We start from the raw sequence: 22,470 nt of genomic DNA, 5'->3' as shown, positions 1-22,470 counted from the left end.
CCGCGGGTTCACAGCCCTCAGGCTGGCGTCCTGTAGCGCCTGAACCCCTCCGGTCCGGCGACGATGACCACGTTACGTCCGGCGCCTTTGGCCTCATAAAGGGCCTCATCGGCGCGGCGCAGAAGCGCATCGCGGCTGCCACAGTCTGACAGCGCGGCCACCCCGGCAGAGACCGTCATGGCGCCGACGTACGGGAACGTTGTGGTGCTGACCACGTCGCGGATGCGCTCCGCTGTACGGGCCGCATCCTCCACGGAGGTCTGCGGCAGCAGAAGAATAAACTCCTCACCGCCAAAGCGGCTGACGACGTCCCCCGTCCGGCACGCCTGCCGCAGCAGACCGGCGAGGCTGACCAGCACCGCATCGCCTGCATCATGGCCGTACCAGTCATTGATTTTTTTGAAGTGGTCAATGTCGATGGCAATCACGCACTGCGCGGCGTCATCGCTGAACCTGTCCGCCATGAGGGTAAAGCCGCGGCGGTTGCAGATTCCGGTGAGCGGATCGGTCATGGCCTCATCGCTGAGCGCAGCCATGCGGCCGGCGACCGCCAGGCGGTGATCCTGTACCGCCTCCTTAAGGCGATCGGCCTCATAATACCAGGCGGGCACCGAGGCCAGCGACGCCTCGCTGTCGTCGTCCCGCACCATGCCGGCCAGCTTTTCAAGCGGGTAAGCGATGCGCCCGGCCATCAGGGCAACGACGGCGGCCGTGAACACGATGATCCCCAGCAGGAACCACAGCGCGTTTTCCGCCGTGCGCACGAGAATATGCCGGACCGTTTCAGAAGTGCCCGCGATAAAAATGTTCCAGTCCGTTTTGTGCAGGCTGGCGAACCCCGTCAGAAACGCCTGTCCGCCCGCCTCCGTGCTGAATCGTCCGCTGTCCATCGTGGCGAGTCGCTTCATCAGGGCGGCACTCAGCGTCATTCTGGTTCCCACGAGAGACGGGTCGTGGCTGAACACGATGAGGCCGTCATTGCTGACGATGCTGACGGTAGAGCCGCGGGCGTAGAAATGCTGACTCAGGATATCGCTCAGCATGCTCTGCTTCCTGAGGTAAATGGTGCCGCCGATGTAGCCCAGATAGCCACCGTCCGGCGCAAACAGCGGCTGTGACAGGAACACGACGTAATTACCGGAGGCCGAGGTAAAGGGGGCCGAGATAAACGGCTTCTGCGTGGCGATGGCCTGCCGGCTCGCATCGGAGTGCAGCTTCACGCCGACCAGGCTCAGGCTCTCCGGGGAGGTGGCGGCGATAACGGCGTCGCGGTTTACCACCACCACCGTGTTAAAAAAGCCGGACTGCAGCCGGAGGCGGTCGGTCTCCCCTCTCAGCAGCGCGGGGTCGGTGAGGCCCTTAATCTGCGTGGCGCTCCAGGCTAGCTCGCGCTGCGCCGTGCCGAGATAGCGATCGGTGGTGTCGGCGAGCTTCCTCGCGTAGGCGATGTTGCTCTCCAGCAGGCTGTCCTCGATGTTGCCCTTCTGAAAAATCAGCAGCGCCCCGAGCAGCAGGCAGGAGGTGAGGATCACCCCGCCGACGGAGAGCGACAGGAGCAGTGTACGGAGGCGGAGTTTTTTCAGCGGCATGGCGTCAGGGGCCCGGTTGAGGTGTCATCAGAGTGTAACGGTCACGGACCGGGTTAAATGGCAGAACAGCGCGCCTTTTATGCGCCGCGCGACAGGATTGCGGGGGCCGGCCCACGCCAGCTTAGCGCATTTCATTCTTCTTAATGCAACTTAATCTGATAATCCTCTGCTTTCACACAATTTTCGTGGATAAATATCATGGAAAATGCTTAATAAAGCGGTGCCGTCTCACCACGGCATAAATCAACGATTAGCCCGTGAAGGCTTGCGGGCATTTTTTTATCGTGCCGGACGTTTTATTTCATGAAGGCGGGCCGGTACCATACAGATAAAAGGGATATACTCCCTGCGCTGCACACACAACGCGTCTGCACAGTAAACGAAGAGAGCTGGCGTCTCCGCCCTTCCGCACCTGACTCAGGTCCGGACGACCGGTGGCGTATTGTCCGGTATTTACGGAACGTCCTGACCGCGCACCCGCGCGGTTTTTTTCTCCGCCGGCGTACAGGCGAACTTATGCACCCGTGCGGTGGATAACCCTGTGGGCAGGGTGCATACACCATCGGCCAGGGAGCGCACCATGCCCGATGGCGGGTGGCGTACAAATTTCATACAGACAGGCGGGCCGTTTATGAACAAGATGCTGCTGCTGTTTGTGCTCATGGCGTCCCCCTTATGGGCGCAGCCGGCAGCCTGCACGCCCGGCTCCGGCACCTGCATCACGGCTTCGGAGGATAAAAACGTGTTTCTGCACGCGACCTGCGATGACGACGGAGCGCTTCTGATTTCGCTGGAGGCGCCGCACGGCAGGCTTTCGGGCGATGACATACAAAACAGCGCAGGACAGGACGGCGGCGGATGGACGTGTGCCGGCGAGGCCCTGCGTGGCCACTGCAACATTCTCTACGCCCGGGTGCCCGGCGCCATGCTGGACATGCTGTCCGGGCGTGCAGGCCGAGGAGTCCGGCTGGCCGGCGCACTGCCGGAAGGACGCCTCCTGAATTTTTCTGCCGCCAGCCTGCGACACTGGGCTGACGCCCTGCCGGCACGCTGCCACTGAGCCCTGCCCTTCCGTGACCGCGACCCGCGCTGCCAGGAATCATCTTATTCACGCGCGCCCGGTTGCCTTAACGGCAGCGGCGGTCTTTGCTTAAACGACTGCAGAGATACAGCAGGTTAAGCGGAGAAACAAACGCCATGGGTCCCGTACGCTGCCGGCGCTGCTGTGCACCTCTGACCACGGAGGATCGTTATTATTTTATCAGCCACTGTGAGACCTGCGACACGGACATCCGGCATCAGGCGGGTGAGGCACACATACCCGTAAAGTCCCCGATGTATGTGCTGAGGGGCGTCTTTTTCTTATTGCGCCGTTACCGTCATATCCGGACGGCCGGGCGCTGACCTCGCGGCGGGAAAGTGACGTCTGCCGCTCAGTGTTTTTTTACAGTGTCCGAAACAATTCGGATATTAAGAAAACACGCATCCCTGCGTGATTATATTTATTCCCAGATTGTTAACGGCAGGTGGGTTACAGAAATCCCCGCATCATTTTAATATAAGACCAGCTTGTCATTCTTTTAATAAACTTTTTCGGGCAGGTGAATTTCCTGCCCTCCCAGTCCAGATTAAACCACTGAAAATCATCGTCCTTTATTTTCTCAATCATACTTAAAGCCTGTTCAGGCGTCCTGAAAGCATAAGCCTTCATCACGCCTTCACGTGTGCGCAAATCAATGTGAACCATATAACCCCCGGGTGAAAAACTACTGTGATTTCATATTATTTTAATAACACGGTCATAATAGCTCTGTTTTCTCACGGTGCGTTATTTATTTTCGTTATGATCGCTTAAAAAAATCACCCCTGAAAAGCCGCTTAAAATATCTGATTATATTTGTGTTAAATAAACAGGAATTTTGATGGCAAAATTCCTGGTCATAAATTAAATATATTTAATCACGTTGACGCATAAGATCATGCTGCATGCTCATCGGACTGATGCCTGTACGCCCGGATGCCACGAAAAGGCGGATTCAGGCAGAGCGCTGGTCCGCGCGATCTCCGCAGCGCGCGCCGGAGAAGTATCATGACTCAGCCATTCCCGAACCGCGTCTGCAGTCAGCACAAGTGGACGGCGGTCATGTATGTCTACCATGCCCTGATTGCTGGCCGCGGTGACGATAACGAAGCCTTCCCGCCCGTGCTCCCGATTGAAGGGCGCCTTTCCGATGGCCGCAAAAAACAGCGGCTGCCTGTCACGGTGGTGAATGAAGTAGGGTTGTTTTCCGGCACCACTTTTTTGCCACTCAAACCAGCCGTTTGCAGGCACGACGGCACGCCCGTGCACCCACAACGGCTTAAACATGCGCCCTGATGCAGCTGTTTCACTGCGGGCATTTATGAGCGGCGCCTTATCCCACCACTCGGGACCATAGCCCCAGTAGACCGGATCGAACGCCAGATCCCCATCGCGTTCACTGAGTAACAGGACCTTTGTGCCCGGCGCCACGTTGTACCGCCCGATAGGCTCCGGGTCCCGGATTAATTCTTCAGGGCTGGCGCCAAGCGCCTCAAAGTATTCATCCCTGCTGCTGTACTGCGCAAACCGTCCACACATAATTACCTCCTGCTATTCAGCATAGGCGGTATACTGTCATCCGGAGGAGTCATCATGTCTCATAACCTTGCAGCCCGGTCGCGGGAAGAACGCGACAGAGTTAACGTGGATTTAGCTGCGTCAGGCGCGGCCTACAAAGAACGCATGAACCTGCCGGTAATACCTGCAGAAGTGGAGCGGCAGCAGCCAGAAGAAATGCGTGAATATTCCGGGAGCGTCTGCAATTCTATCGGCAAGAAGCGCAGAAGTTCCCGCGCGGTACTGACCCGATTTATCAGAAGGAGGAGCAGAAATGACGACGCCGATTGAAAAATTAAAGCAGCTAGCCGAATCTGAACACGTAGCGAAAGATTGTTATTTCGGATACAGCATTGGCAAGCTAACTTCTGATGAAGCTGTCATGCTTTATATGCACCGAAAAACAAAGGAGCATAAAGGTGTTCGCAATCGGCTTCTCAGGGAGAAGCGGGCATAAAATTTCCAAAAGAAAGCAGACCTGTATTCAGGTCTGCCTGCTGAGTTTTAAGCTACGTGAAAAAGTTGTTTTTGCCCTTTAGTGACATTCCGCAACCTTTCCGGCCAGCGCTCCCAGTAATGAACCGGCGTTCGTAAAACCCTTCGCCGCTCATCGCTCAGGGCATTTCCAATCACGACCTCTCCGGCTACGCCGCACAGTGAGAGCTGAATGTAAGCCATACCTGCGGCCAGCGGATCGATGTCCGTTGCTGAAAACCACAGATGACGGTGTGGTGGATAACCGGCCTCCATCATCACGCTGGCGTACGCCAGCACCATACAACCGGCACCGCAGGCTGGTTCCCAGAGGGTAATGAAAGGTTTAACCTTCAGCTGTTCTTCAATATTCCCAAGCTGAAGCTGAGCCATCATACGGGCAATGCTCCACGGGGTAAAAAACTGTCCCCGGTATTTATCACCCATCTCGAGCTGCATAAAAACCCGCCCCAGAAAATCACCTAGCTCCTCTTCAAGCCCGTTCACCACATGGGCAAACAGTTGCGCCAAATTTTTGACGTCAGGTTTTTCATAACGGGACACGATGCGCAGGTACTTCTGTTCACGCTTTTCACAGAACTGCAGGCGATTTTCCAGTGCGATGACGCTACAGCTGATGAAATCCTCAAACACCTGATGCCGGCGGTGATAACGGGCGGTCTGATTAAAGAGTTTAAGAAAGGCTTTTTCGTGATTAATGACTTGTTTCATGCGTGCTTCCTCAGAAAAGGGAACACGCTTCCTGAAGGGAAACGGTGTTCCCTTCGGGGTGAAAAAACGGCCACAGGTTTCGCTGTGGCCGGACGACAGAGCCGGATTACCGGTTCTGGATTGTCGCTATGCGCGGATACTGCCGTAGTGCGCTGTGGTTACAGCGGGCACTAAAGCAGGTTCAGGCGTAACCAGGTACATACGGGCACCATCACCCGATGCAGACTGGCGTAGCTCCTCAGCCGGGTACGGACCGCTGTCAACATGATCGCCCCGGTCAAAGCAGTTGTAACCTGACGTGCCGGCATCCGGTGAAATCCAGTAGTGCCTGATCTCGCAGTCAAACAACTGTGACATTTCTCCCATGATCTCACCTGACGGCGGATACCAGGGAGACGCAAAGTGCAGCGTGAGCGAACCCACATCATCACGGCTCCAGCTGGCCTGATGGCCTGCCGGGAACTCCATGCCAAAAAGCTGCATGTAAAGTTCTAACGATGTATTGAGCCCCCTGAACAGACCCGTATCGCCGTTGAGTTCGGTAGCAAGACGTGACGGCATCACCATCAGCATGTCACAGGGGCAGGTTGTCTCCGGCATACTGCTGAGCCATTCCCAGCGCTCCTGCGGATCGAACTGGCCACCGGCACCGGCTACACCAAACCAGTCGGCATAATGCACGGCCATCAGCTGCGCCATTATCTGCCGGGCTGAAAACGGAATGGCTTCCCATTTCAGCGCATCGATGCCGGACTGCAGCGTGATTTTCTCCATGCGGGAGAGTGTCTTCGTGTCCAGCCACGCATCCTGCTCCAGCAGCTCGATAAAGTGCTGGAATGCCTGGTTAGGTGAAGTCTGCGCTCCCGTACCTGAAGCGGTCAGCATCGGATACGGCGCATAGTCCATGGCCCTGATAGGCTTGAGTATGCCGGCACAGCCAGCGAGAAACAGTTTTATCGCCTGCCGGACGGCATGGCGGTATAGCGGTTTTTCCGTGCCGGCAATCCAGGGCTGCATAACATCAAGGCAGACTGACTTACCGGTGATTTCCAGGCGGTTCTGGCACCATGAAAACATTGTGAAACTCCTCTTGTCGGTTGAAACGAAAAGAGGGCATCTCCCTGAGGAAGATGCCCTCAGGGGGATGATGGCGGCCGCAGCCGCCGGGTCAGATTATGCCGCCTGTTGCGTATTACGGTTCAGGGGCGCAAGTAAATATTCCGAGGCTTCACGGGCGAACCGGCAGGCACGGAAAATTGCCCGTTTGTCTTCCCGAAGTGCTCTCAGCCAGCCGGCAAGATAGCTTTCGTGCTGCACGTCGCCGGTAATACCGAGCTCCGCACAGAGAAAGGCGCTGCCGGTTTCCGCTATCAGCTCTTCGAACGCATAAACCGGGTCACCAAACTGCCGTGACGATGAGGTAATGCCTTCCCGGTTCAGGCGACTGCCGTGCCCGGTGGCATGCACCAGTTCATGCAGCAGGGTGGACCAGTAGTCCGCCTCCGTCCGGAACTGCGATACCGTCGGCATGACTATGCGGTCAGCGCCCGGCCGGTAATAAGCGCGGTCCTGCCGGCGGTGATCGCACCCGACTCCCGTGGAGCTGAATATCTGCTGTACCTGATTCAGCTGTACCGCGCTGAGTTCAGACGGGGATTCTGCCGGAACAGAAACCACACCTTCACCGCTAACGAATTCAGGCAGGCCCTCACACTGTTCAACGTTGAACAGCTGCAGTTGCTTCAGCATGGTCAGTTGCTCCATAACCGGCTCTCCGTCCCGGAACAGCAGATTATCACTGCTGTCCCTAGCCTGTTTCTCAAACGGTTTGTAGATAATGGCCAGCGCGCTGGTTTCATTCTTCCTGACGTGACCTCCCGCAGTTTTAGCCTGCAGGAAAGTCAGCCAGCGATCGGACGTATAACCGTGTTCTTCTGCGGCCATCCAGAGCAGGGGAACGTTAACCCCGCTGTAGGCACGGCCGGTTACGGCATTGACCGGCAGGCAGCTGCCGTGCACGTTCTGAGCCGAACGCCACGGGCGCCGCCAGGGCGGCACGCCATTTTCCAGCGCCACAATGATTTTATCGGTGACCTGCTGATACAGGTCAGTAGTCTGTACTGCTGACGCTTTGGATCGGGCTGTTGTCTTTTTCATGGGATGCATCCTTTGAAAACGGGGCGCATCCCGGCCGGTGGCGGACGATGCGCCACCGGTGAGTGGAAAAATCAGTAAAAACGTAAGGAGCCGTCGGCCATAACCAAACGAATACGGTCACGTACGCTCGCGACCGCACTGTCAAACATCTCCCGATCGGCGGGTTTCGCCCGCTTTGAATCAAGGCGAATGACCTGGTCGAGAACATGTAATGCCTGCGAACGCCAGCTGAGACGTTCAGCATTACCTACACAGGCATGAAAATGGCGCAGCGACTGATCGTAAAGCCAGCGGGTCCGGTCACGATATTCGCTCACCGGTACATACACCTTCAGCGGTGGATGCGTTTCCACATGAAGCGTCAGCGCATTGTTCAGGTTACTGATCACGGGTTTGATGAGCAGATCATGCTGGTCATTCAGGACAGCATCAGACATGCTCTGCGCAATAAAGGTCTGAAAGAAGAATTCCCGTTCGGGTATCAGTGAGTCAGCAAGATCTGACCAGTCTGCATCCTCCGACGGATTACACCCTGCAGCCCAGGCTTTCAGCCACTCTCCGGGATGATTGTCATCAGGTACACGAAGATAAATCCCCAGGTTCTTTTCAAGTATCAGCGGGCGCTGCATACCCAGGTTCTGTGTGAAAAGCGGACGAAGTTCAGCAGAAGTAAAACGGATCATATTTCCTCCGTATAAAAGAAGGAGGAAACCTCCCCGGGAGGGAAGGCCCCTCCGGGAAGTGTTAATCAGTAAAAACAGATTCAGTCGAAACGGTAACGCAATCCGGCCATTTGCTGCGCCATCTGCCGGCCCGCCCGTAAAGCCTTACGTGCGGAGGCAAACTTACCTGCGCTGCCAAGTTGCTGATACTGCCAGTCACGCGAACTGTAGCCCGTTCTGCGTGAAATGATGGCGGTAAACCCTCCTTCAGACTGAACGACCTCGGCGCGGAAACTGCTGTGTCCGCTGCGGTTGGTGAACCATTCAGCCTGCTGCTGACGCATTGCCTCTGCAAGGCAGCTGAGGGCGCGCGATGTGCGGGTGATAAGTAACAGCATTATACTGCTCATGGTTTTCTCCTTAATGAATGCGGAGAAAACCATCACCGCAGATGCAGGGAGGTTGTCCCCGCATGGGTTAAAGCCTTTGTCATAAATGACGCCGGCGTCTGGTTAATGACTAACCGAAGTGATGATATAAAGCGTTATCCGGATCGTCCGGGTTAAAGGTTCGGCTGGCAGGAATGTGAACTGTCATGGCGCAACCGCAGGCTGGGTGATAACGATGACGGAAACGATGGATGTAGCGTTTTCCAAACCACAGAACGCGTTTTTCCACTGTCTCCATGTACTGCCAGACTTCACCGTCATTATCAGCAACAGCCGGGTCCTGCAGGGCACGGTTAGATCTGTGCTTTGCCAGCCTGCTCCACATCCGGTGCCATTCGCTGCTGTTATGTTTAACGAGTAATAACGTATTAAATGCCAGTGTATTCACAGGTAAATCCTCTTCAGTAAAAATAAGAGGATTTGTCTCCGTATGGAGAAAATCCCCATACGGGTTAAGTGCATCACCTCAGAAATCTGCTTCGCTATTTTCCATAGCCAGAAAGCATTTTTCGTCTTTGACTGCGCTTTTGTAGAAATATGTCCAGGCCTCTTTATCAATACCTTCTGCCATGCGGCAAAGGCCGTTAAAGAATGCCTCCCATGATTCAGGTATAAGCTTCCGGACATGCAGTTCAGCCAGGTCCCTGGCGACCGCAGCCATTTCCCAGACGTAAAACGGAAAGCCGTCGTCATCTGTCCCAGTATTCAGGCCAAAACGGCGAAGCGCTGCGATACTCAGCAGCTCGCCCTCTGCTTTGGCCAGTGCGACTTTGTGAGCGGTACGCTCGCTGGCACGATGATAAAAATCTGAAGTGAGAGTTAAATCGTTCATTGAGGATTCCCTGAAGCGTCGGGGAAATCTGTCCCTGACGGGGACAGAAGTCCCGTGAGGGTGAAAGACTGTCCGTTTGATAAGGCAGTCAGGCGATGTCAGAAAAACCGGCGCTCTGATAAAACATTTTGCGCGCTTCTTCTGTAGCGTCGTCCAGCTCTTTTTCCTGGCGAGACAGGGTAACGCCCTGGTGAAAAGCCGTATTCCAGTGACGACTGTGAACATTTGCCCCCAGGAGCGTCAGCTCGTTCACGGCTTCTTCGACAAAGGTGTGTCTTATGAAGCAATGCTCAGTTGCAAAACCAACGGTATGTGCGACATATCTGAGAAAAGTCAGGTAGTCTGGAAGGCCGTCAGCAGGAACCTGAGGATCGGCGTCAACCATGAGTTTGTAACCAAGACGTACGTTAAGCTGAGTTTTAACGTAATCCACCATGATTCTTGCAGAAGCGGATGAATCACAATTCAGTAACGTGAGCGGATTGATCATTTTGGTGTAATGCATGGGTACGATTCCTTATAAAAAAAGGGAACCGTCCCAAAGGGAAAGTATCCCTCAGGGTGAGAATCAGGCCAGAAATGCCGGATGAGTAAATCAGGTGTTCAGGAGAGTGAAGCGAAGTAAAAAGGACCTTAACCGCAGGGGTCCCTGTTTTCAAAGGTTAACAGGTTTGTACCGCCCGAAAGCGCCATCTCTCAGGTTGTGATGGCATTGGCATGTGATTACCCGAAGGCGTTCCTCTCAAATCACCGGAACATTGGCAGTTGTCAGAGACAACGTTAGCAAAATAAGCGTACACAATTCCCGCACCTCAGGCAAGAGTATCAACGCAAAGATCTTACCGCTTTAATTTTTGCACTCAGCACAATCCTGAAAGTTTCAATCAGTGCGCCCTGAGTGAAATACAGACAGGCATCAGTACGGGTGAGCCTGTCACCATAATGTGCATAAGCCTCCTGTAGACAGGCCACCTCGTAATGTCCCCTGTCGATAATGCGTGAAACGTTTACTTTAAATCCTAAAAGCACACGACAAATAATCGAAACTTTACCAGAAATAAAACCATGCTTATTCATGAAGCTCAACCTTGTTATAAACACGCGCCACGTAATGTCCCCTGCCATCGCCATGTCCCAGATCCATTGATGCAAGAGCCTGCGCCTCTTCTTTAGTAAAACCATTTTTCATATGGAGATTCATAACATCAACAGAGTACGCATAACGTAAACTATGGGGTGCATATTTGCCGGTTAATCCTGATTCACGGACGACATTGCGATAGCGTTCAATAGCCGTGTGTAATGATGGTTTATCGATTAACTTGCCATTATTTTCACTCAGATGTTTAAGAGACGCATTGATTGCAGCCAGAGTCGCATCACGATCTAATACCGTGGTATCTCTTGGGCGCCCTCCTTTTGTACCGAATACAATGCGTATTTTTTCGTCCCCATTCAGTAACGCTTTTTGCCAGGTACGCAATGATTTAGCAGACTGAACTGTTTCTTCCGTTCTTAAACCGAGTAATCGGGATAGCCTCATTGCGCAGGCAATGCCCTCATCCTTTTGCTCTACACTCGTTAATACCTGCCGAAAATAATTATCGGGAATGGCAACCTTCGTTCCGTCCCGGCTCGTTTCCGAAATGCCCAGGGCCTGGTTGCTCAGTTTTTCATGAGAAGGATTAGCCATGAATGTCTTTCCTGCAACCCGCAGTAAAGCGCGGATCGCCGCCATTTCATTTTGAAGTGTGCGCCTGGAAATTTCTTCTGAAAGGCGACTTTTCATATACAGTTCGATATGCGACGTTTTAATGTTCCTTATATCTCTGATTTGAACATTAAGCCTTAATAAACGCTCGGCAAACCTGTCAGCAATTTTCATTCGGTCAGAAACAGTTTTAAAACTTCCGCCCGCCTGTCTGGCAAGCGTTTTAAGATTTTTATTCAGTTTTGCCATAATCCCCCTCCATTTAAACAGGTGTCAGTGCTTTTCCGTCTGCGTAAACGGAAAAGCACTGACACCGGCTGCGCCACAGCTACAGACGATGAATTTCACCCCGACGGCACGGTTTGTGGTTGCGCTTCCTGCGTCTCGACAGATATCTGTGCATCGGGGCGGCGAAATGTTGAGTTATTGCGAAGCTCCCCAGGTCTCTGACCTGTTCGCGGTTTGCACCGGGCTGAAATGAATCAGTCTGCTTCCACACACCAGTATGCTGACTGGTGTCGCCATCGATATCGTGTCGATTTTCTCCTCTTTTAATGAAGTCCCGGGCCGTTTTCACGGCTAAGACGTTTGATTGATAAATGAACAAACGGTGAATGAAGTACGTCTTTAAGGCGCTTAAAACCTTTGAGTACGTGTTGGTCAGTTGGTAAAGAAGTTGTTTAAACGGCAGTGCGTCAGCGCTGCCAGTTATGCGCTGCGCGCGTCACTTGGTACTCGTTTCACTCGAACGCAAGTGACGCCGCGCTCCTCTGCTCTCAATGCAGTCGTGGAAAATGCCCAAATGTTCCAAATGGTCACACCCACGCCGCAAAGTTTGCAACGGATGCAGTCGTCAAAAATTGAGACGAAACGAAGAAAACAGACAGAGGCGTCTGCAGAAAGGCTGTCAGAGACAGCTTGTTTGTGAAGGGATATCCTTTATCGCTGTAAACACGATCCCCATTTTCAAAGGCTAACGGGTTTTACCGCCCGAAGGCTCCGTCTCTCAGGTCATGACGGTTTTGGCATGCAATCACCCGAAGGCGTCCCTCTCAGATTGCCGGGACATTGGCATGTTGCTTTACACAACGGTACAACGGTGCAGATAGTAGATCGGACCATGATCCTTTTTCAAGTAGCTTCTGTCATTAACATATATGCGCAGCCTGATTCCCTCTGAAAAGAATCGAGGTATTTTCCGCGTGTATACGGATGAACAGGACCGCTCCATCAGGTGATTAATATGTTCAGGCAGTCACCAGTTAACACGATTTTGCACAAAAATGACATTACTCACACTCACCTTATTAATTGCAAAAAAAAATCCTCTCCGCTTCGGATTGCTCAGGGTTTAATAGTGTGAATGGCTGAAGTTGACAAATGATGAAAATATTATGCGCATTACTGGAATGTTCAATGCGATGTCAGTATCTTAAACGCATCTCAGCATTATAAATTAAAACTAAACAAGAATAAAATTCATTGAAAAAATTGTTTCATTCGCTTTCATCTCGTGAAAATAGTGAGATAATTCACTTTAATTAAATATAAAGGCTTGCAAGATAATCTAAAGAATCATTTTCAATCCGCAAGATGAAATTTAAATCCATTCAGATATGACGCATGAGCTTACGTTACTGATTAAAAGTAGAGCTTGGTCTTTATTATAATATCAAGGGGGCATCGGCGGGGATTCATTTGTCGATCCGAAATTCAATTTCGGATTTTATTAGCAAGCCCTGAAGTTATTTTAAATCACAAAAAATAACCATGACTTTACTTAAATTATTTAATAAAAAATAAAAAATTCCATACTTATTTTTATGCAGCCTGGAAATTTAGCAATGTAGACAGTCCGAGAGAAAGAATAAATAATTTTTGCCAGTATAAAAACAGGTGCCCGCATTACAGGGCACCTTAAGCTTAGGTCAGAACAGTACGGAATAATTCAGGCCAAAGGTTCTGCCGCGCCCTTTGTAGGTGTAAAGCCCTGCATCGCCGTATGTCGGGCTGTAAAGTCCCGGTGCCCGCTGGCCCCATACCGTGGTGTAGTTTTTATCAAGTAAGTTCTCGACGCTGAAACTGAGTTTCCCCACCGGCAGGTCATAACTACCGAGTAGATCGACGGTGTTATAGCCATCGATTTTCTTGCCATCCGCATCAGAAACGTCGAATGTTTGCGTACTCTGCACCCGCAGGCTCCAGTTCCCCGGTGCCCAGTTAACCCAGGCGCTCACCTTGGACGGGCTGGCGCTGTCTATCGTGAGTTTTTCCCACTTCCCGTCTACACGGGTTTCCGATTTGATGATGTTGAAGTTGGAACCGGTGCTCCAGTCGCTGTCACTGAAGAAATAATCGATCTGCCCTTCGACCCCATAAATCCGGCGTTTGTCATCGTCCAGATTGATGGTCATATCGGTTTTATTGATGCTGATGGTTTTATCAGACAGTGAATAGTAGGCCGCCAGCTGGGTAAGGAGGTTATCGCCGGTAAAGCGCCAGCCAAGCTCGTAAGCATCAACTTTAATTCCTTCCATTTTGGAATCGTTAACATTAACGCTGTTAGTCAGATTGTAATGACCGTTCGCCAGCTGGTAGGTGCCTGAACCGTAATATTTCGCCAGATCGGGGATTTCAAAACCTTGTGAGAAGTTGAACCACACCTGCTGGCGCTCGGTAATTCGTCCCAGTATGCCGGCATTGAATAGCAGGTTATTGTAATCGGTCGAACCTCCGGGAACCGCGTCTGCCGATGTCGCCCGTCCGGTAGCGATTGCCTGTTGCTGAGCATAACCCACGAAATCATCCACTTTGTTTTTGGTGTACTGATAACGAACACCGCCGCTCAGTGTGATGGCAGCAAAGTCATAACTTGATTGCAGGAAGGGCGCGAGGTTGGTAATGCTATAACCCGGATAACGCCCGACGTTATAGGCATTTTTCAGTGTCATCCCGCCGCTTTGGGCCGCGGTGTTCAGATCAAAAAATTGCTGATTCGCATCAAAGGATTCATGTTCCGCATCCACACCATATGTCAGGGTCAGCGCATCAACCGGTTTGCTGTTAATGGTCAGCTTGCCACCGTAGAAATCGGTTTTCTGCTGTGAAGCACCGATGCTGGTGACGCGTCCGCCGCTGAGTGTCGGGAAGGGGTAGAACGTCAGGTCCTCATCGCGATAAAAGATCTGCGCCACTAAATCCTGGCCGAGAAAATCCGTGTTTGAATATTGCAGGTTAATCAGATGACGTTCAGTGCCGGGCAGGCGATCTGAATTCAGGTTCCCGGCATTCCAGGCGTTTGCTGAGCCGGTAACCGCCGAGAAATTTTCCCCCAGATAAAGACCGTGTTTGCCGTCGGACTCGCTTTTAAAATATTGTGTCGTCAGTTGCAGTTGCTGGTTTTCATCAATATTTAGCGTACCGGTGCCCATGATATCCAGACGGTCGGAATACTGTAGTCCGGTCTGGGTATTATCAATAATCACCTCATCACCGTTGCCGTCATACCAGCCGCCATAGCGCTGATAAGCCACTGACAAACGGCCGGAGGCTTTGTCGGTACCGCCGCTGATGGCCGCTGCCACATTCTCATCATGATCGTTGTGACTGTTGAAGCCACTTTTCATCCCGGTCTGGAACTCAGCTTCTGTTCCGGCCTGGCCTTTTTTGGTCACGATGTTGATCAGTCCACCGGTACTGCCGCCACCATAGAGTGACGTTGCGCCAGAGATCACCTCAATGCGCTCAATGTTGAAAGGATCGATGGAATCCAGCTGGCGGCTATCGCTGCGTGACGAGTTGAGGCGGACACCGTCAACCATCACCATGATCGAACGGCCACGCGTATTCATACCATAGTTGGTGCGTCCCTGGCTGCTGACGTCCATTCCGGGGATGAGCTGCGCCAGTACTTCCTTCAGCTCTTTACCGCCCTGAACCTGTTGCTCAATTTCGGCCTGTTCAATAATCCATGTGGTCTGCGCCATTTCCGCGACGCTGCGATGCGTTCGGCTGGCAGAGACCACCATCTGATCTTCTTTTGCCTCTTCCGCCCAGGCGCTGGAAGAGAGCATGGCGAGCAAACACGGTTTTAAAACCCAGAGATACGGCTGTTTCATTTTTTATTTTATTCCCGAGAAAATGTTCAGTACTGAACTGCATTAACGGTGTGTGGATGATCCTGACCATGAACCGCAGGCGGCTGTGTACGCCAGTGGATAACGCCAGGGGTGGTAGCCAGCTCGAAGGGGGCATCTGGATGTGCGCGATTGAGAATGCGTGCAGCGCGCCAGGCCATCAGGCTGAGCTGGGGTTCTGCAATGCCAAGACTTTGCATCCCGGCATTAACGGCGAACAGGTTGTTACTCTGTGGGCCGTCCCAGTTAAGGGTGAAATCGGTGTTGATATGAAAACTTTCATCCCGGTCCAGCTGGAAGCGGTGTGCTATCGGTGCCAGGAAGGCAGGGCGTGCCGGGCTGTAACCGGTGGCGAAAACCGCCACGTCGGTTGTCAGCTGTTCTTCGCCGTGATCGAGCTGATGACACAGCGTCAACTGCAGCGGGTTCTGTTGTGCAGCAACATGGGTTACCGTACGCGATGGCAGCAGATGCGCCCACGGTTGTTCACGCAGAACTTCAAACCGGTGATACATCGCGCGATAGATGGCAAGCAGCGATTCGCTGGTTATACCGTCCGACGTCATTTTCTGTTCATTCAGCATTTGCTGACGTGCGCTTTCGTTTAGCGTGGAAAAACTTTCGAGATATTCCGGGGTAAAGTACTCATTGGCGAAGGCAGCTTCATCCAGCGCATTGAAGTTATTCCGGCGCGAGACCCAACTCAGCGCAGCCGGTTGCCCCCATTCGCCACGGAAGATATTGAGAAAAAGATCGGCTCCGCTCTGTCCACCACCGATGATGGTGACGCGCTGACCTTGCAGATTCGGCCTGCGCAGCATCATTTCGCTGGCGTGGAAGCAACGGTCACTCTGCTCAGTGACACAGCCGGGCATTTTTGCCTGCTTTCCGATACCGAGGCATACATGGCGGGCCTGGTATCTGCCCTGAGTGGTCTCAATGGTAAACAGCCGTGTTGTGTCATCGAAACTGACTTTCGTCACCTGCTGGCTGAACGCCAGATTACTCAGGCTATTAGCGGCCCAGCTTAGGTAATCAGAAAATTCCTCACGGGATACCGTGCGCTGCTCGGTCGTCAGGAAGCGGTAGAATTTTTTTCGCTGTACCAGATAATTAACGAAGCTGTAGCGATTGGTTGGATCGACGGCACTCACCAGATCTTTGAGGAAGCTGGTTTGCATGGCGCAATCGGGCACCATCATACCCGGATGCCAGGCGAAATGAGGTTTGCGTTCGAGGAAGAGGGAACTGAAGCCTTCCAGCCCTTCAGCCAGGGCGGCGACGCTAAGATTGAAGGGACCAATACCTATGCCAATGAAATCATACGTCTTCATTTTGCTGACTCCCGGGTGACCAGATACAGAGGGTTATCAAGATCGGTGAGGTAATTCGGCAGCATGCGGCTGCCGACGTCATGTTCAGAAAAAGTGAGTTTTACCGGGTTGAGGACAACGCGGATGATCTGCGGCTTAAACAGATCGAAGAGATCGAAGCGATCCGCCATCTCAGGATGTTCATCCATGTATTGCCGGATCACATTCGCCAGCAGCCGGTAGAACTGCGCTTCGCTGATGCCGGTTTGCAACGTGAGGCGTGAAATAAAGCGCAATACGGTGACGAAATGCCCGGTCTGCAAGTCATGAATCAGATAGTCTGCACTCAGGCGCGCGGTCACGTCCTTTACGACTGTGGGTAAAGACGCTGTTTCCGGAAAGTCTTTATCGACCAGCCGCATATCGCCCTGAAAATCCTTGAGAAAAATTCGCTGTGGGATATTGTCCTTCATCACCAGGGTCACGTTCTGACCATGTGCTATCAGCGCCACGCCGTAGCGGCACATCAGGTGATAGAAGGGGATGACCACGACGGTAAACATCTGGCGGAGCCAGCTTTCTGCATCCAGTCCTGAGCGCCTGATCCACGCAGCAATCAGAGGGTGTCCCGCATTATCCGTCTCCATCAGCGCGGCCATTAGCACTGCCTGCTCGCCCTCCTGCAAATAACAGGAGGGATTTTCCCGCCAGATGACGCCGAGCATTTCCTGATAACGATAAGGTGCACCGGGCAATGCCGCGTAGCCTGCATGAGCCAGATACCCGGCTGCCGGTTCGGCAAGAATCTGTGCGCCTGTCGCGCGGAGCGTTTCATCCGCGGCAAACTGTTGCTGCAACCAGCCTGATGCCAGCGGCCCGGCGGCGATGTACTTGCCTGGAATGCCGCGATAGCAGGAGGTGTTGTAAATCGTCAATGGCAGCTTGATATCAAACGGTGAGGCGTGGCTGATGTTGGTCAGCGTGCGCAGCGACTGCTGAGCGAGATAATGGTCACCAAACTCACCCAGATCCACTAACTCCCCGCGGGCGATATCAGGCAGGAAATGGAGGGCGATTTTTTGTTGCCATTGCCAGGGATGCACGGGCAGCGGCAGCCAACTGTCGTCCAGCTGTAATGACTGCCAGCGCTGGTGGAACCGCATTAGCTCTGCATCCTGCATGGCACTGGCAAGCAGTACGGTAATATCGCCGACATTATCACTGCTCCAGATAAACCGGTCGCGACGGACGGCTATCCAGTGCAGGCGGAAGGCGTTGCGATATTCCGGGGCATAGGCGCGTAGCGCATCGATACCCCATCCGCGTCGGCCTTTATTGAAGATGAACTTCGGATGTCCACTCAGCAGGCATTGAAGCTCATCCGGCGGGAGGCCGATCAGGCCTTCGGCGTTCATTCCCTGACGTGCTTCCAGCAGCTGTAAATCCCCGCGCAGTGTGGCGTAGAGATCTTCCAGGTGTTCAGCGGTCTGGGCATCGGTCATTTCCAGCACCACGGCGAGCTGGCGCAGCAGCGCATCAGCTTCGGCAGGTCCGCCGTGCAACGACTCAGGATCAATATGCAGCCATCCCCAGATGCCGCGGCGTGCGCTGAATTCCCAGCGCGCTGTGCCAGCCGCGATTGCCCATCGATCGGGTGTTATCTCGCTGGCAGGCAACGCTTGTTCATACTCCAGTTCAGCGAGGATTTTCGCGATCATTTCGCGATTAACGCGTTCCCACATCACAGCCCCACCTCCGTGAAGAAGCGCTGGCGTTCGTTGATAACCAGACGGGAACGCTTATGAGGAAAATCGAATTCTTTGCTGGTGTGATACCCAGCAACGGGCAGGTGACGGAACAGACGCTGATTATCGTAGCGAGGTTCAGCAACAACACGCCGGGTGCGTGGTTCGTCCAGAAACAAATAATGCGTCAGCCCACGTAACCAGCTACGGATAAAGTGCGCACCACGCCATGCTTCTTCGCCAACCAGCATATGCAGACCGCGGTCAAAGGTGTGCCAGCGATAATGGCGGCCGATACGATCTTCCGCCGCCCAGTAGACTTCGAAGTAGCCAAAGGGCTGCTCGTCGAAACAGCCAATCAGCGGGTAGCAGTAAGACGAGTCGAGTTGTTTGTGCAGGTAAGCTTCCAGCTCTGCCTGGGGGGCAGCCATCTCCCAGAAAGCATTAACGCGCGGCGTATTCATCCAGTGGGTGAATCGCTCCGCGTCCTGAGCCACATCCGCAAGGCGGAAACTGAGCGTCCGTTTGATTTGCGGATCGTAGCGGCGGTAAACCTCGCCGACGGGTCTGGCCGGTCGCACCGGATAATAAATCTGCCGTTCCCGGTCAAACTGCATTTTTTCGTTCGCAGTCGCCATTGCACCCCGGAGCCACAACGGCAACTGCCAGAAGACCTCACGCGCGAGATAATCACCCGATATGGCGTCAAACAGCGCCTGTGCCTGGGGTTCATGCTGCCACTGCGCCCAGGGAAGATGGACGCCGCTGAGATGCGGTGCTGCAACCAGCAACTGGTCAATCGCATCAGCAAGCCAGCCATCGGGCATATTTGCCATCAACTGTAACGATGCACTGTTATCCAGCCCCAGCATTAATGGCAAAGGCTGGTTGGTCAGGGTGCACTGAAAACCATGATTATCATGAACAATATTGGCCTGCGGCATCACGCATTCTCCCTGTAGAACGGATTTTGAAAGTCGAAATAGATGACTGCCGGGTCGGCGATGGTGTTTTCGTTGTGATCGTGGAGGTAACAATGGAAGTTGCCCTTGCAGTTCCAGTGTTTGCTTGCGAGCACATAATCAAGGCTTTGCTTATCAAGAACACGGGGCCGTAATGCGGCCAGTTTCTCGCGCACCGTCTCCATCAGCTGCTGCTCGGTCTCAAAACCCGCAGCACCCAGCGCCGCAGTGACAGCCAGTGTAGAGTTCACCAGCAGGTAGTAAGGGAAATAGCGCAAGACCTGTTCGCGGCTGAAGCAATTTTCTGCGTCAGCTTCATCAATTTCCGCCAGCCAGTTCCGGGCATTGTCCGTGAAACCGCTACCCTGACAGTCGCGATACAGCAGTCCTGTCGGTAAATCCTGCTGCATTTCCACGAGGATGTTTTGCTGGTGAGCAAGCAGGACCAGTCCGAAATTGGCCTCTGTGCTGAACAGGGGAAGCAGGACGTGATCGCAGTAGGCGGTAAGCCAGCACTGTGCAGCCTGGCGTAATGACAACCCCAGTCTGGCGCTGAGTCGTTTTACTGCTGCTGCCAGCAGGCTGTCCCCGCCGTCCGGTGCGGCCTGGGTCAGGCTGACCAGCACATTAGTCTGAGTCTGAGGGGTGTCGAACAGCAGGTTGACGCGAAACGCCATCAGACTCTCTTCCTGGATGACACCATCAGCAGACCGCAATCCTGCCCAGCCGTCCTCCTGCATGACACGCATGGTTGGATGTTGCGCCTGGAGTGTTTGCCAGCGAGGCGTCTGAGCCAGACGTGCCAGACGCATACCGCGCCTGACTTCTTTGACAGATAACGTGCGTACCGAGTTGGTCAGGCGAACGCTAAGCGAAAACTTAATCATGTCATTGCTGGCAGAGCAGTAAAGCGATCGGGATGAGCTGGTGGGTAACCATGCCCTGCCGTTTTCACCCAAATCGATAACTGCGCCGCAGATGACCAGTTGCTGGCACCACGCCTGCGACAGCAAATGCTGTGCCTGCCAGGGATGCATAGGGATCAGCCAATGCGTATCGGTGAACTGGCTCAGCAAGTCGGGGGCGCTCTGCGCAGCAAAGCGCAGCAGACGCGTGCGCAGCGATAATCCGAGGCTTTCACCGGCGACATACTGGCTATCAACGGAGAACCAGTGCAGCGGAAAGCTTGAAGCGAAATCGGGCAAATAGCGGCGAGCTTCAGCTTCGTTGAATGGCTGGTGTGATTTGGGTGCCGGATGGAACGCGTGGCCAACCAGCAGTGCCTGCTCGGCCTCAGAGAATGACAGCGGGCGTAGCCGTAAGTCAGGCCAGCGATGGCGCAGGTTGATAGCCTGCCAGGTATGCGCGTGGCTTTCATAAACACGTTGCTGAAATCGCCCGGTAATGTTGCTGCTCAGCTCTGCACGGATCGCGGGTTTTGCCAGAATCAGCGATACCAGCGTCTCAAAACTAACAGATTGTCCTTCGGGATACGCCGGGCTGATGAGCAGGGCGGGAAACTGATACTGGTGATGCTGAGTAAGGGAGAAATATCGTAGTGGCAGGCAGATCTGTTCAGTTGACGCAAGCGGCAGAAGGATGTGTTGCTTTTGGTTATGCGCTGCGCCCGCAACATACTGCCAGTCCCGTGTTTCCCGGAGAAGTGCATTCAGAAAACACTGTGCTGCTACGTCTACAGCAGAGGTATGGGCCAAATCATTCATAAGACAATCTCAATCAGCAATTGATAATGATTATCGTTATGATAAGTATTTCATTTACATTGGCAACTGTTTTTGTAATATTTCCATACTTAAGTAATCACATATACCCATGATTTTAACGATGTCTTTACATTATTTATGGAATCTATTGCGAATCTGTTTAATTCAAGACTGATAAGTAAATCCAATTGGTTACTGGCTTTATGTGCCAGTTTGCTTGGAATTGGTCAGAATGGCTTACTGGTTATGCTGCCCCAGCTGGTGGCAATGACCAACCTGACACTCTCAGTTTGGGCGGGGTTATTGCTGTTTGGCTCCATGCTTTTTCTACCGGCATCTTCCTGGTGGGGGCGGGTGTCCGAGGTGAAGGGCTGTAAATTCGTGGTGACCGCTTCTCTCGTGGGTTACCTGCTGAGTTTCAGCGTGATGGCGCTGGTAGTATCAGGTCTGTCAGCAAAAATCATCGGCCCGGCAACAGGACTTGTTGGACTCATCTTCTCACGTCTGATCTATGGTCTGACTGTCTCTGGCATGGTTCCGGCCGCGCAAACGTGGGCGATGCAACGCGCGGGTTCTGAGAAGCGCATGGCGGCGCTGGCAACCATCAGTTCCGGGCTGAGTTGTGGCAGATTGCTGGGCCCCCCTCTGGCGGCGCTTGTCCTGGGCTTTCACCCATTGGCTCCCATCTGGCTTATGGCGCTGGCACCGTTAATCGCCTTACTGTTGATCAGTGGTCAGTATAACGATCCGCCTCTGACGACAACGCAGCATCAATCCACGTGTTTCCATATGGGACTGCTGCCCTTGCTGAGTCTCGCTTTGTTGCTCGCTGCTGCTATAAGCATGATGCAGATCGGCCTTGCACCGGCGGTGGGTAAGATTGTGACGTTATCTGATGCTATCAGTCACCATATCGCCAGGTTGCTGAGTCTGGCTGCCATGAGCACGCTGCTGGCGCAATTCCTGGTTGTGCGGCCACAACGACTGGCTGTGGAACCCCTGCTGCTGGCTGCTGCGGTCGTTATGGCCGCAGGTTTGATCATGATGGTGTGCGGAAATCTGCCGTCGCTTTACGCTGGAATAGCAGTGACCTCATTTGGTGCTGCAATGGCTACGCCGGCATACCAGCTCCTGCTTAACCAAAAACTCTCAATCGGCAAGGGAGCGGGGTTGATCGCGACCAGCCACACGCTGGGTTATGGTCTCTGCGCTTTGCTGGTTCCGTTAATGACGTCAGTAAGCGGGCAACATAGCCTGCTGGCAGGTGCATTTGTGGCATCGCTGCTGTTTCTGATGGTGGCCTCATGGCAAGTATTAAGATCTACGTCTCATGGCGCGCGTTGAAA

21 protein-coding genes and 1 pseudogene are annotated in these 22,470 nt (G+C 53.4%); 4 read left to right on the top strand and 18 right to left on the bottom strand.

The features are described from left to right. Window positions 1-17: 17 nt before the first annotated feature. Complete coding sequence (locus AC6I8F_RS16350) at window positions 18-1,589, bottom strand: sensor domain-containing diguanylate cyclase (RefSeq protein ID WP_498028244.1); 1,572 nt, start codon at window positions 1,587-1,589, stop codon at window positions 18-20. 631 nt (window positions 1,590-2,220) lie between these two features. On the opposite strand from AC6I8F_RS16350, the gene AC6I8F_RS16345 reads away from it, so the two are divergent. Beyond that, window positions 2,221-2,649, top strand: coding sequence for a hypothetical protein (locus tag AC6I8F_RS16345; RefSeq protein ID WP_059009477.1), 429 nt, complete (start codon window positions 2,221-2,223; stop codon window positions 2,647-2,649). Window positions 2,650-3,120: 471 nt separating this feature from the next. On the opposite strand, the gene AC6I8F_RS16340 is transcribed toward AC6I8F_RS16345, so the two are convergent. Continuing rightward, window positions 3,121-3,336 carry a hypothetical protein gene (locus tag AC6I8F_RS16340; RefSeq protein ID WP_059009479.1) on the bottom strand — a complete coding sequence of 72 codons (216 nt, stop codon included), beginning with the start codon at window positions 3,334-3,336 and terminating at the stop codon, window positions 3,121-3,123. A 243-nt stretch (window positions 3,337-3,579) separates the two neighbouring features. Beyond that, window positions 3,580-4,209 carry an SOS response-associated peptidase family protein gene (locus tag AC6I8F_RS16335; RefSeq protein ID WP_088515977.1) on the bottom strand — a complete coding sequence of 210 codons (630 nt, stop codon included), beginning with the start codon at window positions 4,207-4,209 and terminating at the stop codon, window positions 3,580-3,582. 54 nt (window positions 4,210-4,263) lie between these two features. On the opposite strand from AC6I8F_RS16335, the pseudogene AC6I8F_RS16330 reads away from it, so the two are divergent. Then, window positions 4,264-4,505, top strand: a pseudogene (locus AC6I8F_RS16330) (DNA polymerase III subunit theta). After that, complete coding sequence (locus AC6I8F_RS16325; RefSeq protein WP_059009483.1) at window positions 4,502-4,684, top strand: hypothetical protein; 183 nt, start codon at window positions 4,502-4,504, stop codon at window positions 4,682-4,684. Before AC6I8F_RS16330 ends, AC6I8F_RS16325 begins: the two are co-directional and overlap by 4 nt. A gap of 47 nt (window positions 4,685-4,731) precedes the next feature. Here AC6I8F_RS16325 and AC6I8F_RS16320 read toward each other — a convergent pair whose 3' ends face one another. The 15 genes from AC6I8F_RS16320 to AC6I8F_RS16250 all read right to left on the bottom strand — a co-directional run bounded on the left by AC6I8F_RS16320 (window position 4,732) and on the right by AC6I8F_RS16250 (window position 21,124). Further along, window positions 4,732-5,433 carry an N-6 DNA methylase gene (locus AC6I8F_RS16320; RefSeq protein WP_059009485.1) on the bottom strand — a complete coding sequence of 234 codons (702 nt, stop codon included), beginning with the start codon at window positions 5,431-5,433 and terminating at the stop codon, window positions 4,732-4,734. Between the two features lie 126 nt (window positions 5,434-5,559). Continuing rightward, complete coding sequence (locus tag AC6I8F_RS16315; RefSeq protein WP_088515975.1) at window positions 5,560-6,510, bottom strand: DUF1281 domain-containing protein; 951 nt, start codon at window positions 6,508-6,510, stop codon at window positions 5,560-5,562. A 96-nt stretch (window positions 6,511-6,606) separates the two neighbouring features. Continuing rightward, the gene (locus AC6I8F_RS16310; protein WP_498028243.1) at window positions 6,607-7,590 is read right to left on the bottom strand and encodes an ArdC family protein; all 984 of its coding nucleotides are present in this window, start codon (window positions 7,588-7,590) and stop codon (window positions 6,607-6,609) included. A 71-nt stretch (window positions 7,591-7,661) separates the two neighbouring features. Beyond that, window positions 7,662-8,273 (bottom strand): hypothetical protein, encoded by a 612-nt coding sequence (locus AC6I8F_RS16305; RefSeq protein ID WP_088515973.1) that lies wholly within the window; start codon window positions 8,271-8,273, stop codon window positions 7,662-7,664. An 80-nt stretch (window positions 8,274-8,353) separates the two neighbouring features. After that, window positions 8,354-8,662 carry a hypothetical protein gene (locus tag AC6I8F_RS16300; protein ID WP_059009494.1) on the bottom strand — a complete coding sequence of 103 codons (309 nt, stop codon included), beginning with the start codon at window positions 8,660-8,662 and terminating at the stop codon, window positions 8,354-8,356. Window positions 8,663-8,771: 109 nt separating this feature from the next. Continuing rightward, a complete protein-coding gene (locus AC6I8F_RS16295; protein ID WP_088515972.1) occupies window positions 8,772-9,089 on the bottom strand; it encodes a hypothetical protein in 318 nt (105 codons plus the stop codon). A gap of 78 nt (window positions 9,090-9,167) precedes the next feature. Then, on the bottom strand, window positions 9,168-9,533 hold the full coding sequence (locus AC6I8F_RS16290) for a hypothetical protein (RefSeq protein WP_088515971.1): 366 nt from the start codon (window positions 9,531-9,533) through the stop codon (window positions 9,168-9,170). Between the two features lie 88 nt (window positions 9,534-9,621). Next, entirely contained in the window at window positions 9,622-10,038 is a 417-nt protein-coding gene (locus tag AC6I8F_RS16285) for a hypothetical protein (RefSeq protein WP_088515970.1), read from the bottom strand. A 320-nt stretch (window positions 10,039-10,358) separates the two neighbouring features. After that, window positions 10,359-10,610: a hypothetical protein gene (locus AC6I8F_RS16280; RefSeq protein WP_141097286.1), complete on the bottom strand. Its 252-nt coding sequence runs from the start codon at window positions 10,608-10,610 to the stop codon at window positions 10,359-10,361. Beyond that, window positions 10,603-11,493, bottom strand: a complete 891-nt coding sequence (locus AC6I8F_RS16275; RefSeq protein WP_498027429.1) for an integrase domain-containing protein — start codon at window positions 11,491-11,493, stop codon at window positions 10,603-10,605. Before AC6I8F_RS16275 ends, AC6I8F_RS16280 begins: the two co-directional genes overlap by 8 nt. Window positions 11,494-13,172: 1,679 nt before the next feature. Further along, entirely contained in the window at window positions 13,173-15,362 is a 2,190-nt protein-coding gene (locus tag AC6I8F_RS16270) for a TonB-dependent siderophore receptor (protein ID WP_498028242.1), read from the bottom strand. 26 nt (window positions 15,363-15,388) lie between these two features. Further along, window positions 15,389-16,714, bottom strand: coding sequence for a lysine N(6)-hydroxylase/L-ornithine N(5)-oxygenase family protein (locus tag AC6I8F_RS16265; RefSeq protein WP_498028241.1), 1,326 nt, complete (start codon window positions 16,712-16,714; stop codon window positions 15,389-15,391). Then, a complete protein-coding gene (gene iucC / locus AC6I8F_RS16260) occupies window positions 16,711-18,435 on the bottom strand; it encodes an aerobactin synthase IucC (RefSeq protein ID WP_498028240.1) in 1,725 nt (574 codons plus the stop codon). The genes AC6I8F_RS16265 and iucC overlap by 4 nt, the downstream gene beginning before the upstream one ends. Next, a complete protein-coding gene (locus AC6I8F_RS16255) occupies window positions 18,435-19,382 on the bottom strand; it encodes a GNAT family N-acetyltransferase (RefSeq protein WP_498028239.1) in 948 nt (315 codons plus the stop codon). The genes iucC and AC6I8F_RS16255 overlap by 1 nt, the downstream gene beginning before the upstream one ends. Next, the gene (locus tag AC6I8F_RS16250) at window positions 19,382-21,124 is read right to left on the bottom strand and encodes an IucA/IucC family protein (protein WP_498028238.1); all 1,743 of its coding nucleotides are present in this window, start codon (window positions 21,122-21,124) and stop codon (window positions 19,382-19,384) included. Before AC6I8F_RS16250 ends, AC6I8F_RS16255 begins: the two co-directional genes overlap by 1 nt. Before the next feature lie 138 nt (window positions 21,125-21,262). Between AC6I8F_RS16250 and AC6I8F_RS16245 the strand changes: the two genes are divergently transcribed. Beyond that, complete coding sequence (locus AC6I8F_RS16245; protein WP_498028237.1) at window positions 21,263-22,468, top strand: MFS transporter; 1,206 nt, start codon at window positions 21,263-21,265, stop codon at window positions 22,466-22,468. Window positions 22,469-22,470: the final 2 nt, after the last annotated feature.

Source organism: gamma proteobacterium symbiont of Axiagastus rosmarus, from assembly GCF_059730925.1.
The sequence above is the reverse complement of the archived record's forward strand: the minus strand, read 5'-3'. Positions and strand labels throughout refer to the sequence as shown.